Consider the following 14,668-nt stretch of genomic DNA (forward strand, 5'->3'; position numbering starts at 1 on the left):
GATAACCTTGTCCCTTTGTCGTCAACGGTCCCGCTATTCTAGCCCCGGACCCGCCGAAAAGGTTGATCCTGCTCATGAGCCAAGCCCCCCTCGTCCTGGTGGACGGTTCTTCTTATCTGTACCGCGCCTTTCACGCGCTGCCACCGCTGACCACCTCCAAAGGCCTGCCGACCGGTGCGGTCAAGGGCGTGCTGAACATGCTCAAGAGCCTGCGCAAGCAGTATCCGGACAGTCCGTTCGCGGTGGTGTTCGACGCCAAGGGTGGGACATTTCGCGATGCGCTGTACGCCGAATACAAGGCCAACCGCCCGAGCATGCCCGACGACATGCGCGTGCAGATCGAGCCGCTGCATGCCAGCGTCAAGGCCCTGGGCTTCCCGCTGCTGTGCGTGGACAACGTCGAGGCCGATGACGTAATCGGCACCCTGGCCCGCAGCAGCGCCGCGGCCGACCGCCCAGTGGTGATCTCCACCGGCGACAAGGACATGGCGCAGTTGGTCGATGGGCACATTACCTTGGTCAATACCATGACCGGTAGCGCCCTGGACGTGGCTGGCGTGAAGGAGAAGTTTGGCGTCGCTCCCGAGCAGATCATCGATTACCTGGCGTTGATGGGCGATTCGTCCGACAACATCCCGGGCGTCCCGGGCATCGGACCGAAGACCGCTTCCGGCCTGCTGGTGGGCGTCAATGGCGGCCTGACCGAGCTGTATGCGCAACTGGACATCGTCGCCACTTTGCCGATCCGTGGTGCCAAGACCCTGGCCGCCAAGCTTGAAGAGCACAAGGAAATGGCGTTCCTTTCCTATGAGCTGGCAACCATCAAGACCGACGTGCCGTTGGACGTCGGTCTCGACGACCTGCAAATGGGCACGCCAGATCACGAGAAACTGGCCGAGCTGTACACGTTGCTGGAGTTCAAGAGCTGGTTCGAAGAAAACCAGCGCGACGCCAAGCGTGCCGGCCAGGAGATCGTTGAAGTCAGCGACGAACAACCCGGCGCCGCCGAGGCCAAGTACGAAGTCATCCTCGATCAGGCGCGCTTCGATGCCTGGCTGGCCAAACTCGACAAAGCGCCGCTGTTCGCGTTCGTCACCGAAACCAACGGTAGCGACGCCCAGCATTCGCAGCTGGTGGGATTGTCGTTCGCCGTTGCGCCGTTCGAGGCCGCCTACATCCCGCTGACCCACTCCTACATGGGCGTGCCGGAGCAACTGGACCGCGATGCGGTGCTCAAGGCCCTCAAGCCACTGCTGGAAAACCCGAACAAGCTCAAGGTCGGCCAGCACGCCAAGTTCGAAACCAATATCCTGGCCAACTGCGCCATCGGTGGCGACCAAGGCAATGGCATCCTGGTCCAGGGCATCGCCTTCGACACCATGCTCGAATCCTACGTGTTGGACTCCACCGCGACCCGCCACGACATGGACAGCCTGGCGCTCAAGTACCTGGGCCAGAGCAAGACCGATTTCCAGGATATCGCCGGCAAAGGCGTCAAACAGCTGACCTTCGACCAGATCTCCCTGGAACTGGCCGGCCCTTACGCCGCCGAGGATGCGGACGTGACCTTGCGCCTGCACCAGGCCTTGCAGGAGAAGCTGGCGGCCACGCCGAGCCTGGGTAAGGTGCTCACTGAAATCGAAATGCCGTTGATGCCGGTCCTGGCGCGTATCGAGCGCCAGGGTGCGTTGGTCGATGCCAACCTGCTGGGCGTGCAGAGTGTCGAGTTGGGCGAGAAGCTGGTGGCGCTGGAGCGTGAGGCGTTTGCCATCGCCGGCGAGGAATTCAACCTGGGCTCGCCGAAGCAATTGGGTGTGATCCTCTACGAAAAACTCGGCTTGCCGGTGCTCAGCAAAACCGCCAAGGGCCAGGCGTCCACCGCCGAAGCGGTGCTCGCCGAGTTGGCGGAGCAGGATTACCCGCTGCCCAAGGTGCTGATGCAGTACCGCTCGCTGAGCAAGCTCAAGAGCACCTACACCGATCGCCTGCCGGAACAGATCAACAGCCGCACCGGTCGCGTTCATACCAATTATCAACAGGCCGTGGCCGCTACCGGGCGTCTGTCGTCCATCGACCCGAACCTGCAGAACATCCCGATTCGCACCGCCGAAGGTCGACGCATCCGCCAGGCCTTCATCGCGCCGAAAGGCTACAAGCTGTTGGCGGCGGACTACTCGCAGATCGAACTGCGGATCATGGCGCACCTGGCCAAGGATGAAGGCCTGCTCCATGCCTTCCGCAATAATCTGGATGTGCACCGGGCGACGGCGGCCGAGGTTTTTGGTGTCGAGCTGGAGGCAGTCACCCATGACCAGCGTCGCAGCGCCAAGGCGATCAACTTCGGCTTGATCTATGGCATGAGCGCGTTTGGCCTGGCCAAGCAGATTGGTGTCGATCGCAAGCAGTCCCAGGCCTACATCGACCGCTACTTCGCCCGCTACCCAGGTGTGCTGGCGTACATGGAGCGCACCCGCGCCCAGGCGGCCGAGCAAGGTTTTGTCGAAACCATTTTCGGCCGCCGGTTGTACCTGCCGGACATCAACGCGAAAAACCCGGCCCTGCGCAAAGGCGCCGAGCGCACTGCCATCAACGCGCCGATGCAGGGCACGGCGGCCGACATCATCAAGAAAGCCATGGTGGCGGTGGATCGCTGGCTGACCACGTCAGGGCTGGATGCCAAGGTTATCCTGCAGGTACACGACGAACTGGTGCTGGAAGTGCGGGAAGACCTGGTCGATCAGGTGCGCGAGGAAATCCGCCAGCACATGAGCGCCGCCGCCACCCTGGACGTGCCGCTGCTGGTGGAGGTGGGCGTGGGCAATAACTGGGACGAGGCGCACTGAGTCGTAACGGCTGGACTGAACGAACTGGGGATAGGGTGAGCCCTGTGGCGAGGGGATTTATCCCCGCTGGGCTGCGAAGCAGCCCTAAGACCTTTCACCTCAGTGTGTCAGCTGATTGCATTCGGCTTTTTTGGGGGCTGCTGCGCAGCCCAGCGGGGATAAATCCCCTCGCCACAGTGAATCACCCGGTTTATTAGTTCGGAAACTTCCTAAGGCTATTTCCAAAAATAATCTGAACTAAACCGGTGAATTGCCACTCAGAGATTTTGAATGGCTGGTGAAGCCCTTCAATGCTCCTATGTTGTGTTAAGTGTTGGCAGATATCTGGACCCCGCCCTAGCGGTCCGGAACTTGGACCCCGAACTTCCCCCTCCCCATAAGAAGTCCGGGGTTTTTTTTGCCTGCGATTTGGCTTATTCCGCCGTTTCGCTGCCCTTGTCCGCCAATTCCATCCAGTCGGCCAATACAGTGTAGGCCTCTTCCAGACCCATGCGCTTGGGGGCCGAGAACAGCTGGATGGTGACCGCATCGCCCCAGCCCTTGCGAATTTCCGACTGCACTTTGAGCAACGTATTTTTTGCCGCGCCGTAGGTGAGCTTGTCGGCCTTGGTCAGCAGGATGTGCATCGGCATGCCACTGGCGACCGCCCAGTCGAGCATCAGCAGGTCGAAGTCGGTCATCGGATGGCGGATGTCCATCATCAGGATCAGGCCTTTCAAGCTCTCGCGGCTGCCCAGGTAGGCTTCCAGGTGGCGCTGCCAGTGTTGCTTGAGCGGGATCGGCACTTTCGCGTAGCCGTAACCGGGCAGGTCGACCAAACGCCGTTCATCGTCTAGCTTGAAGAAGTTCAAGAGCTGCGTGCGACCTGGGGTTTTCGAAGTGCGTGCCAGGCTGGCATGGGTCAGGGTGTTCAGCGCGCTGGATTTGCCGGCATTGGAACGCCCGGCAAAAGCCACTTCAAAACCTTCGTCGTCGGGGCATTGATCGACTTTGGCGGCGCTGAGCATGAAAGTGGACTGTTGGCACAGGCCAAGGATGGGGTTCTTCAGTTGCATGGGATTTCCGATGTGGGCGGCGTCGGGAATGGACGCGGCAAGCAGTGTCGTTTCCGTTTCAGTGACGCCAGTATATAATGCCGCAGATTTTGTGTGCGCTTTGTCCCAGCGTAGGATGAAGCACACGGGAGCGACCGACCGAAATTGCGCATTAGAACGCAGCTCGTTCCCAACCCTGAAAAGGTCGTTTTATGACGAAATGGCTGCTAGCTGCCGGTGTCTTGATGCCGCTTTACAGCGCTCAGGCTACACAGGATCCGGAAGCTGTGTACAACCGTGTTTGTGGTGCCTGTCATTCCGGCCAACTCCCCATGGCGCCCCGCAAGGGCGATCAGGAAGCTTGGACGCCGAGGTTGGCGAAAGGTATGGAGACGCTGGTGCAACACGTGACCCAGGGTTTCAAGGCGATGCCGCCGCGTGGTTTGTGCATGGACTGCAGTGCCGAGGATTACCGAGCCATCATCCAGTGGATGAGCGAGTGAACCCGGTCCATAACTCTTTAACCCTTAGCCGTAGTTGGATTAGCTGATGAACAAACTGATCGTGAGTCTGCTGTTGACCTTGGGGATATCCGGCGTAGCCCACGCCGCTGGCGATGCCGCTGCCGGTCAGGCGAAAGCGGCCGTATGCGGGGCCTGCCATGGCCCGGATGGCAATAGCATGGCGCCCAACTTTCCGAAACTGGCGGGCCAGGGCGAGCGTTACCTGAACAAGCAACTGCACGACATCAAGTCCGGCAAGCGCACGGTGCTGGAGATGACCGGCCTGCTGAACAACCTGAGCGATCAGGACCTGGCGGACATCGCGGCGTATTTCGCCAGCCAGAAAGGTAGCGTCGGCGCTGCCGATCCGAAACTCGTGGCCCGTGGTGAAGCGCTGTTCCGCGGCGGTAACCTGGACAAAGGGCTTCCAGCCTGCACCGGTTGCCACTCGCCTGACGGCAAGGGCAACGCCGCTGCCGGTTTCCCTCACCTGGGCGGCCAGCATGCCCAGTACGTCGGCAAGCAACTGACCGATTTCCGCAAAGAAGAAGGCGGCCGGACCAACGATGGCGACACCAAGCCCATGCAGAGCATCGCCAAGAAGCTGAGCGACGAAGATATCGCAGCCGTGTCGAGCTACATCCAGGGCCTGCACTAAGGCCATTGGCGAGCGTTGCGAGGGGATACACCGCTTGTAACGTTAACGCTCGATTAATCTGTCGATGCGAGCATCAAAAGGGTGGCTTTGGCCGCCCTTTTTTGTGGCCGCTGCCGTTACACTAGCGAACTAGAACCCGCCACGGTCAGTCTTAAAAACAGGCCTCGCGAGGTCCCCTCATTGTCCAGGAGTAAAGCATGCGTAATCTGATCACCAGCGCCGCGCTCGTCGTCGCCAGCCTGTTCGGCATGGCCGCCCAAGCCAACGCGGAAGAATCGAAGGCCCCTTACGTCGAATTGACCAATCCGGTTCCGGTGGCCGTGCCTGGCAAGATCGAAGTGGTGGAGCTGTTCTGGTACGGCTGCCCGCATTGCTACGCTTTCGAGCCCGTTATCAACCCATGGGTCGAGAAGCTGCCTAAGGATGTGAACTTCGTACGCATCCCCGCCATGTTCGGCGGCCCATGGGACGCCCACGGCCAGATGTTCCTGACCCTCGAAGCCATGGGCGTCGAGCATCAGGTTCACGCGGCGGTATTCAATGCCATCCAGAAAGAAGGCAAGAAGCTGGTCAAGAAAGAAGACATGGCTGACTTCCTCGCGACCCAAGGCGTCGACAAGGATAAGTTCCTCGCCACCTTCGACTCCTTTGCCATCCAGGGCCAGATCAAGAAGGCCCGGGAGCTGGCGAAGAAATACGAAATCACCGGCGTACCGACCATGATCGTCAACGGCAAATATCGCTTTGACATCGGCTCTGCCGGCGGTGCCGAACAAGCGCTGCAACTGGCCGACCAGCTGATCGCCAAAGAGCGAGCAGCCCCTAAGGCTGCCGCCAACTAAGCGCGGCTCACGCCCATGGCCCGCTGGAGTACCGAACGCATCGTTGGCCTGCATGAACCGCGGGTCAACGAGCACCATGTCACGTCCACGGGCCTGCCTGGCGACAGCCGCTTGCGGCTGCTCAGCTTCAATATCCAGGTGGGCATCAGCACCGAGCGCTACCGGCATTACCTGACCCGGGGCTGGCAGCATCTGCTGCCGCACACCGGACGCGCCGGTAACCTGCAGAAAATCGGCGACCTGCTGAAAGATTTCGACCTGGTGGCCCTGCAAGAGGCTGACGGCGGGAGCCTGAGATCAGGTTACGTCAATCAGGTGGAACACCTGGCCCAACTGGGCGCCTTTCCCTACTGGTACCAGCAACTCAATCGCAACCTCGGACGGCTCGGCCAGCACAGCAATGGCGTGTTGAGTCGTTTGCGCCCCTGGGCGATCGAGGATCATCCGCTGCCCGGGCCCAAGGGGCGCGGGGCGATCCTCGCGCGGTTCGGCGAAGGTCCGGAAGCGCTGGTGGTGGTCATGATGCATCTGGCGCTCGGGGCGCGTACCCGGACGATGCAGTTGGCGTACATTCGCGAACTGATCGGTGGATACAAGCACCAGATACTGATGGGTGACATGAACACCCATGCCTCCGATTTGCTGCAGACCTCGCCCCTGCGCGATCTTGGTCTGCTCGCTCCACAGCTGGAAGCGACGTTCCCCAGTTGGCGTCCCCAGCGTTGCCTGGACCATATCCTGTTGAGCCCGACCCTGACCCTCGAACGCGTCGAGGTGCTGGCCCAACCCATTTCCGATCACCTGCCGGTCGCGGTAGAAATTCGTTTGCCTGGTTCGCTCACGGCTGATGCCTTTCCCGCGCTGAGTCCTGCCCCTCGCGGATCCGATGAATGAGCGACGACGCCGAACGCTGGAGAGAGAAGTACCTCAAGAGTATCGAACAGCAGGAAAAGCTCGAGCGCCGTTGGGCTGCTCGGCTCGACTTGCTGCGTCGTGGCCTGGTGCGCAGTACCCTGGCCGCCGAGGGCACTGACCGAGCTGTCGACCAATGCATGAAAGAGATGCGCGAGGTGGTGCGCACCGATGAAATGGACGCCGGTCTCGCCGCCCTGCTGCCGCGCCTGGAGAAAGCCGTACTCGATTCCGAGCAGCGCCGCGAAACCCGGATCGAGCAGATGAGCACGGCGTTGACGGCCCTGGTTGCCCAGTTGCAGAGCCTGCCGCTGCCGAAGGAAGTCAGCCGGCCACTGAAGAAATTTTCCAAGCAGTTGGAGGAGCGGGTCGGCCAGGCCCGGGAGATTCCGCTGCTGCTCAGCGAATTGAGCGGTTTGCAAGGCAAGGCGCTGAGCGCCCTGGACGCTCCTGTCGAACCGAGTCGACCTGGCCTGCTGCAACGGCTGTTTGGTGGCCAAGGCCATGAAGAAGCGGCGCCCCAGCCCCACGAGCATGCCCAGGCCGGCGTAGCGCCTGAGGCAGAAACGTTCGTGCGCGTAGTCCCGGAGCCGGCAACCGACGCAGAATCCGTCGCGCTAGCACCAGCACCGCAGCCATCGGTCGCGGAGCAAGCTCCCACGTTGGAGGCAGCGCCCGAACCGGTTGTCCCGACTGCACCGAAGATCGAGCCCGCTCCCGTACCTGAAGCCGAAGTGGTTCAGCCCATCAGTGAGCCGGATGAAGCAACCGAACCCGCGCCATTGCCGACGCCAGTCGTCGAAGAACTTCCGATAGCGGCACCTGCGCTGGAGAATCCCGACGAACTTATGCCCGAGGAGCCTGCACAGGCCCTGCCCCCCTCGCTACCTCCAGAGGAGCCCACCGAGCCGCTGGAAGCCGTCGATGTGGCTGACGCCCAGTACGCCCTGCCCGACTCGCCGGAACCGTCCTACAGTTCGGTCGCCAAGCACATCGAAGACACGTTGTTGGGCCTGTTGGGCGACCTGACCTTGCCCGAGCGGCATCGGCCACAAGCCGAAGCCATGCGTGAGCGGTTGCGAAATGGCTTGAATTGGTACGAGCTGCTGCCGATCCTCGACGATCTTGCAGTATTGATGTTGGCTATCACCGACACCGGCCAGCATGAGTTCGAAGCGTACCTGCAACGGCTCAATGACCGGCTCGAGTCATTCCAGAGCAGCCTGCAGGCGGCCAGTGAAGACCACGCCGACAACCTGTCGGCCTCCAGGGAAATGGACACGCAGATTCGCGAACAGGTAGACGGCCTGCAAAGCAGCGTGCAACAAGCCGATGACCTGGAAGGCCTCAAGCAGGTGCTCGAGAATCACCTCGAAGGCTTGCTCGGCACGATGGATCAACACCGCCAGCAACGTGATCAACGCGAGCAAGAAGTCTCGGCGCGCCTGAAAAGCCTGGCCGATCGCGTCGCGCTGATGGAGCAGGATGCCCAGGTCGTGCGGGAGAATCTCGAGGAGCAGCGGCAGAAAGCACTGGTCGATCCGCTCACCGGGCTGCCCAATCGCGCGGCCTGGTCCGAGCGCCTGGAGCATGAAGTCGGCCAGTGGCAGCAGCACGGCAACAGCTTGCTGCTGGCCATGCTCGATCTCGATCATTTCAAGCGCATCAATGACAACTACGGCCATCTGGCCGGGGATCGGGTGTTGAAACTCATTGCCTCGGTCTTGCGCAAACGCCTGCGTGGCGGCGATTTCATTGCGCGTTTCGGGGGCGAGGAGTTTGTCCTGCTGGTGCCCGACACGCCCCTGGCCGCCGGCGCGAAGCTGGCCGAGGCGCTGCGCCTGGCCATCGAAGCCTGCCCGTTTCATTTCAAGGGGGAGCCGGTGACAGTGACGGTATCCATTGGCCTGACGGCCTTCAAACCGGGCGAACACAGTGATTCGGTGTTTAAAAGAGCCGATCAGGCGCTCTATCGGGCAAAAAATGCCGGGCGCAACCGTGTAGAGCTGGGCTGAGAGGCTAATTGTTCCAATTTGTTTAATATCGGCGCGCGCATCGGATCATCGCGGGGCGATACGTTACACTGTTGCATTACTTCCAGCGCGTAATGCCCTCCACCATGAAATTTCTTTCCCTCATTGTTTCTTTATTTATCCTGGCCGGCTGCACCAGCGGCCCGCGGCTCGACACCAGTCACCCTTCCGTCAACCATGACAACCGCATCCAATTCGTGGTGGTGCATTACACCTCGGCTTCCCTGGAGCGTTCACTGGCCCTGCTGACCCATGGCGAAGTCAGTGCCCATTACCTGATCGGCGATGATAAAGGCGCGACCGTCTACAAACTGGTGGATGAAAGTCGACGCGCCTGGCACGCCGGGGAAAGTGAATGGGAAGGCCGGACCTGGCTCAACTCCAGTTCCATCGGCATCGAAATCGTCAATCCGGGTTTCGTCGACACGCCTACCGGACGCCTCTGGTATCCCTACAGCGAAGCCCAGGTCCAGGCCTTGATCGTATTGCTCAAGGACATCATCCAGCGCAACGGAATCAACCCGCGCAGCATCATCGGCCACAGCGACATCGCGCCCCTGCGCAAGCTTGATCCCGGCCCGCTGTTTCCCTGGAAGCGCCTGGCGCAAGCCGGCTTGGGGGTTTGGCCGGACGAGCAGGCAGTGGCTCGCCAGCAGGCCATCTTCGCGCCACAGCTGCCGCCTGCCAGTTGGTTCCAGGCCGAGCTGGCCCGCCTGGGTTACCCGACGCCGCAGACCGGCGAATGGGACGTGGCCACCCACCATGTGCTGGCCGCCTTCCAGATGCATTATCGGCCCACCCGTTTCGATGGCACGCCGGACGCGCAAAGCGCGGCGATCCTGCAGGTGCTCAACCAGACAAAATAATGACGCCCGTCTGACGAATCGGGCCAAATCCAAATCAGAAGCTATAACTCACTGGTAACTTTCGGATTACCCATGATGACGGCTGCCCGTGAAACCCTGCAGAGCTGGCTCCATCGCCCGCTTTTTTTGGCGATGATAGCGGCTGCCCTGAGTACCGTCCTGCTGCTGGCGGGAAGTCTGTTCGTGGTCATGCAACAGATCCAGCAACGCGAAAGCGACCAGATGAATGCCCAGGGCGAGCGCTTTCTGCAACGGCTGGAACAGCTTTTCGGGCAACTGCGCGAAAGCCTCGACGACCTGCAAAACCAGCCGTTGCGTGGGTGTGACGATGACATGATCGCGACCTTGCGAGAGGTCAGTTTCAATTACCGTTTCGTTTATGAGGCGGTGTATATCGATGGCAGCGGCGTCTGTTCCAATCGTCCGCGCCAGAGCGGATTGTCGGTGACCCGCCCACCCGATCTCCGGGGGCCGACCTACAGTTACTGGCTCAATACCACCACCGAACCCAACGAAGACCGCGCGGCATTGATGCTGGGGCGCGGCAATTTTCGGGTCGCCACTTCCCGCGGGCATCTGGCCGACGTGGTCGACCTGCCTCCGGGCAGCAGCCTGCTGGTGGTCCTGGATCATGGCGAGCGAGCCATTCCCGTGTTGGGCCCCCCTCAACACTGGCCGCCCACGGAGCCTTGGCCACCCAAAAGCCACAATGCCTTGCAAGCGACGCAAACCCGGCTGATCTATCGGATGCCCACCGACAGCCCGGAATATCAACTGGTATTGATTGCCCAGCGCAACGGTTTCACGGTTCCGGCCAACGCCTGGTGGATGTTGCCCATCAGCCTGATGTTGGGCCTGGGGATTGGTTTTCAGGTGTTTCTGCTGGCGCGCCAGCGCCAATCCATGGATGCCGAACTGCACGGGGCCATTCGCCGCGGTGAGTTGCAGGTGCTTTACCAACCGATTTTCGACCTCAACAGCCGCAATTGCGTCGGTGCCGAAGCCTTGCTTCGCTGGCGCCGACCCGACGGCACCCTGACCAGCCCGGACTTGTTTATCCCGATGGCCGAGAACACCGGGCAGATCCGTCAGATCACCGATTTCGTCTTGCAGCGGCTGTTCGATCAATTGGGCCAGTTGCTGCGGGCCAATCCGCAGTTGTACATCTCGGTGAATCTGGCGGCCTGCGATGTGATGGTGCCGCGTATCGGCGAAGTGATCGCCCGCCTGCTGGCGCTGCATCGCGTGTCGGCCCATCAGATCGCCTTCGAAGTGACCGAGCGCGGGCTGATCGATGTGTTGGTCGCCCGGGATAACCTGCAATCGCTGCGCGATGTCGGGCATCAGGTGTTGATCGACGATTTCGGCACCGGTTATTGCAGCCTGGCCTACCTGCAAACCCTGCCGGTGGACTGCCTGAAAATCGACAAGGCCTTCATCGATGCCTTGGGCCACGATGCCGCCAGCAGCGGCGTGGCTCCGCACATCATTCGCATGGCCCATGCGCTGGAACTCAAGGTGATCGCCGAAGGCATCGAGCATGAAGCCCAGGCCTCTTATTTGAGCAGCGAAGGGGTGAGGTTCGGTCAGGGCTGGCTGTTCGCCCATGCTCTCAGTGCGGTGCAGCTCATCGAACTGATTACCCGTGGCCGCCGCCTGCTTGGGCGCCGTTTCGATGACGAAGCCTGAGTCTGCTCAGACCGCCAGCGCCATGTAGAACTGCGTGCCCTGCCCCGGCCTTGAATAAACGCCCATGCGTCCGCCGTGGAGCTGGACGATCTCCTTGCACAGCGCCAGGCCGAGGCCCGCGCCGCCCTTCTTGCGTCCGACCTGGACGAAAGGCTCGAAGATCCGTCCTTGCTGGCCGTAGGCAATGCCTTCGCCGTTGTCTTCGACGCTGATGATCACCCGCTCGCCATGGCGTCGGGCCTGCAAGCGAATCTGGCCGTTTTCGGCAGTGTGGCGCATGGCGTTGTCGATCAGGTTATCGAGCACTCTGTCCAGCTGCGCGGCGTCGGCATGCAGTCGCGGGAGCGGGCCCTGGATCGCCACGAGCAGCTCGATGCCCTTGGCTTGGGCCTGTTTGGTAAACCGCAGCCGGGCGGCTTCCAGCAGATCGTCGATGGAGCAAGGCGCCAGGGTCAGCTTTTGCAGGCCGTTCTGGTAGCGAGAGAAGTTCAGCAGGTCATTGATCAGCTGCATCAGCCGCTGCATTTCTTCCGTGACGGTGTTGAGCAGGTCCGCCTCGCGTGACTCCTCTGGAAAATGCAGGCGCTCCTGCAACAGGCCGAACGCCATGTGCATGCCCGTCACTGGCGTGCGCAGTTCATGGGAGGCACGCAGGACGAACTCGCTGCGCACCCGTTCGAAGGCGCGTTGTTCGGTCACGTCATGCAGCACCATGACCGCGCCGAGGATGTGGCCCTGGGTGTGGCTGACCGGCGTGAGGCTGTAAGTCAGCACCCGCGACTCGCCATCGACTTCGATGCTCAGGTCCTCCGGCACGCGCTCCAGGCTTCCGCCACGCAGGACCAGGTGCAGTTCTTCATCCAGTTCAAGGCGTCCCAGCGCCTCGCCGAGTCCTTGGCCCAGGCGCGCCTCATCCCAACCCAATTGCCGCTGGGCCACCGGATTGAGGTGTTCCAGCCGGCCTTGGCGGTCGATCATCAGCAAGCCGTCATCGATGCTGTCGAGCACAGCTTGCAAGCGTTGCTGGCCGGCGAGCAGCTCGTCGACATTGGTGGCCTGGTGCTCGCGCAAGGCCTGGGCCATGACGCCGAAGCGGCGGGTCAGGAGATTCAGCTCGGCGGCGGAGGATATGGGCAGCGTGACCTCGAAATTGCCCTGGCCGATGTCGTCCGCCGCTGCCGCCAGCGCCTCGATCGGCGCGCCGAAACGCCGGGCGATGCCATGGGCGGTGATAAACCCGATGATCAGCACCGCAAACCCCACCAGCCCCAGCAGTCCGGAAATCCACAGCGCCCGTTCACGGGCACGGTCCTGGGTTTCACTGATGTTGGTCAGGGCCTGGCGATAGCCCTCGATCAGCCCATTGCGCAGTACGTTGAATTTTTCGGTAAGGTCCTTGATGCCCGAGAGCTGACTCGGCTGCTGGCGAGATGCGGTGAAGGCCTCGAGAAACTCAATGTAGTCGGCCTTGGCCTTACTGAAGCTGTTCGTCGACTCATCCAGTTCCCGTTCGTGGGCAATCCCCTCGTCGATCAACGCCAGGTATTGCTGTTTGGATGTCTCCAGCGCCGCGAGGTCGGGCTTGTCGTCGAGCATGATAATCAACTGATCGCCCAGGGTCTGGCGCAGCTTGAGGCCCAGGTCCAGCAGGATGAAGTTGTCGCGTACCGATTGTTCCTGGGTGTTGGCCATCTGCATCACGCTGACCAGGCCAAGCACCAGTCCCAGCAAGGCCACCGTGATCAGGGCCGAGATACTGAGAAACAGTCGTGTGCGCAGCTTCATCGCCAGTTTCATGAGGTGCTGCTCACAAGTTGTACTGCTTGCGTTTGCGATACAGCGTGGAAGCATCGATCCCCAGGGTCTTGGCCGCCTGGTCGAGGGTGTCGGCCGTGGCCAGCACCGCGCCGATGTGGGCTTTTTCCAGTTCGTCCAGGCTCAGGGCGGCGCCGATGCGCGGCGCATTGTTGACCGGCTGCTCGGCCATGCCCAAGTGACTGATTTCGACTTTTTCCTGGGGGCAGATGATGCTGGCGCGTTCGACCACGTTACGTAGTTCCCGGATGTTGCCTGGCCAACGATAGCCTAGCAGCGCTTCGCGTGCTTCGTCGCTGAAGCCCCGGGCCGGGCGTGCGTATTCCTTGACGAAGCGGGCCAGGAAGCGGTCGGCCAGGGTCAGGATGTCTTCGGCGCGCTCGCGCAGCGGCGGTAGATGCAAGGTAATGACGTTCAAGCGATACAGCAGGTCTTCGCGAAAACGCCCGTCGCGCACCATGTCCTCGAGGTTGAGGTTGGTCGCCGCGAGAATCCGCACGTCGGCACGACGGGTGACCGGATCCCCTACCCGCTCATATTCCTTGTCCTGGATGAAACGCAGTAACTTGGGTTGCAATGTCAGTGGAAAATCGCCGATCTCGTCGAGAAACAGCGTACCTCCGTCGGCCTGGTTGACACGCCCCAGCGTACTTTCGCTGGCACCGGTGAAGGCCCCGCGGCTATGGCCGAACAGTTCGCTTTCCATCAGTTCGGCGGTCAGTGACGGGCAGTTGATGGTGACGCAGGACTTTTTCGCGCGCTTGCTCCAGCCATGGATCGCTCTGGCCAATTCGCCTTTACCGGTGCCCGATTCGCCGAGGATCAGGATATTGGCATCGGTGCTGGCAACCTGGCGTGCGGTTTCCAGGACGACTTTCATCGCCGGGCTATGGGAGTCGAGGCCGTCCTTGGGCTTGCGCACCTCCCCTTCAAGGGCTTCGAGCCTGGCCGACAACTGGCGTACTTCCAGTTGCTTGGCGGTCGCCAGGCGCAATTGATCGGGGCTGCAAGGCTTGACCAGGTAGTCGGCGGCCCCGGCCTGGATCGCATCCACTGCCGTATCGACCGCCGAGTGGGCGGTGACGATGACCACGCGCATCCAGGGGGCCTGGATACGCATCTGCGCCAACACATCCAGGCCGTTGTCTTCGCCCAGGCGCAGGTCGAGGAAACACAGGTCGAACACCTGGCGTTGCAGCAGAGCGTCGGCTTGCGCGGCGCTGTTGGCGGTGGCAACGCTGTAGCCTTCGTCTTCCAGGCAGTATCGGAACGTACGCAGGATGGCGGACTCATCGTCTACCAGCAGAATGCGGCCTTGATGCTCAGTGGCGGATTCCATTTTTCCTACGCTCCTTTAATGAATGATGATGATTAGTGTCAGAAAAATCGGGCAAGTTGCATGGTCGATTCTGAGGGGATATTACCCACGCAGTATGCCCCTGTGGACGTCTGACTCCTAAAAGACTGATTTGA

11 protein-coding genes are annotated in these 14,668 nt (G+C 61.4%); 8 read left to right on the plus strand and 3 right to left on the minus strand.

What is annotated here, in order from left to right; genetic code table 11:
* Window positions 1–74 precede the first annotated feature (74 nt).
* Window positions 75–2,843: a DNA polymerase I gene (polA, locus tag DTP52_RS08165; RefSeq protein WP_109752859.1), complete on the plus strand. Its 2,769-nt coding sequence runs from the start codon at window positions 75–77 to the stop codon at window positions 2,841–2,843.
* Window positions 2,844–3,256: 413 nt separating this feature from the next.
* On the opposite strand, the gene yihA is transcribed toward polA, so the two are convergent.
* Window positions 3,257–3,898: a ribosome biogenesis GTP-binding protein YihA/YsxC gene (gene yihA / locus DTP52_RS08170; RefSeq protein WP_109752860.1), complete on the minus strand. Its 642-nt coding sequence runs from the start codon at window positions 3,896–3,898 to the stop codon at window positions 3,257–3,259.
* Window positions 3,899–4,089: 191 nt separating this feature from the next.
* Here yihA and DTP52_RS08175 point away from each other — a divergent pair, with 191 nt between their 5' ends.
* The 7 genes from DTP52_RS08175 to DTP52_RS08205 all read left to right on the plus strand — a co-directional run bounded on the left by DTP52_RS08175 (window position 4,090) and on the right by DTP52_RS08205 (window position 11,380).
* Window positions 4,090–4,380, plus strand: coding sequence for a cytochrome c5 family protein (locus tag DTP52_RS08175; protein ID WP_003196231.1), 291 nt, complete (start codon window positions 4,090–4,092; stop codon window positions 4,378–4,380).
* Window positions 4,381–4,426: 46 nt separating this feature from the next.
* Window positions 4,427–5,038 carry a cytochrome c gene (locus tag DTP52_RS08180; protein ID WP_109752861.1) on the plus strand — a complete coding sequence of 204 codons (612 nt, stop codon included), beginning with the start codon at window positions 4,427–4,429 and terminating at the stop codon, window positions 5,036–5,038.
* Between the two features lie 197 nt (window positions 5,039–5,235).
* Window positions 5,236–5,880, plus strand: a complete 645-nt coding sequence (locus tag DTP52_RS08185; RefSeq protein ID WP_109752862.1) for a thiol:disulfide interchange protein DsbA/DsbL — start codon at window positions 5,236–5,238, stop codon at window positions 5,878–5,880.
* A gap of 15 nt (window positions 5,881–5,895) precedes the next feature.
* Window positions 5,896–6,774 carry an endonuclease/exonuclease/phosphatase family protein gene (locus tag DTP52_RS08190; RefSeq protein WP_109752863.1) on the plus strand — a complete coding sequence of 293 codons (879 nt, stop codon included), beginning with the start codon at window positions 5,896–5,898 and terminating at the stop codon, window positions 6,772–6,774.
* On the plus strand, window positions 6,771–8,807 hold the full coding sequence (locus tag DTP52_RS08195) for a diguanylate cyclase (RefSeq protein WP_109752864.1): 2,037 nt from the start codon (window positions 6,771–6,773) through the stop codon (window positions 8,805–8,807). The genes DTP52_RS08190 and DTP52_RS08195 overlap by 4 nt, the downstream gene beginning before the upstream one ends.
* A gap of 104 nt (window positions 8,808–8,911) precedes the next feature.
* Window positions 8,912–9,691 (plus strand): N-acetylmuramoyl-L-alanine amidase, encoded by a 780-nt coding sequence (locus DTP52_RS08200; protein WP_109752865.1) that lies wholly within the window; start codon window positions 8,912–8,914, stop codon window positions 9,689–9,691.
* Between the two features lie 75 nt (window positions 9,692–9,766).
* The gene (locus tag DTP52_RS08205; RefSeq protein WP_109752964.1) at window positions 9,767–11,380 is read left to right on the plus strand and encodes an EAL domain-containing protein; all 1,614 of its coding nucleotides are present in this window, start codon (window positions 9,767–9,769) and stop codon (window positions 11,378–11,380) included.
* A 6-nt stretch (window positions 11,381–11,386) separates the two neighbouring features.
* Here the strand turns inward: DTP52_RS08205 and DTP52_RS08210 are convergent, their stop codons facing one another.
* Together DTP52_RS08210 and algB are read right to left on the minus strand one after the other, a co-directional pair.
* Window positions 11,387–13,177 (minus strand): ATP-binding protein, encoded by a 1,791-nt coding sequence (locus DTP52_RS08210; protein WP_109752866.1) that lies wholly within the window; start codon window positions 13,175–13,177, stop codon window positions 11,387–11,389.
* A gap of 10 nt (window positions 13,178–13,187) precedes the next feature.
* Window positions 13,188–14,534 (minus strand): sigma-54-dependent response regulator transcription factor AlgB, encoded by a 1,347-nt coding sequence (gene algB, locus DTP52_RS08215; RefSeq protein WP_003196247.1) that lies wholly within the window; start codon window positions 14,532–14,534, stop codon window positions 13,188–13,190.
* Window positions 14,535–14,668: the final 134 nt, after the last annotated feature.

Source organism: Pseudomonas sp. 43mfcvi1.1 (assembly GCF_900115935.1).
Lineage (GTDB): Bacteria > Pseudomonadota > Gammaproteobacteria > Pseudomonadales > Pseudomonadaceae > Aquipseudomonas > Aquipseudomonas bijieensis.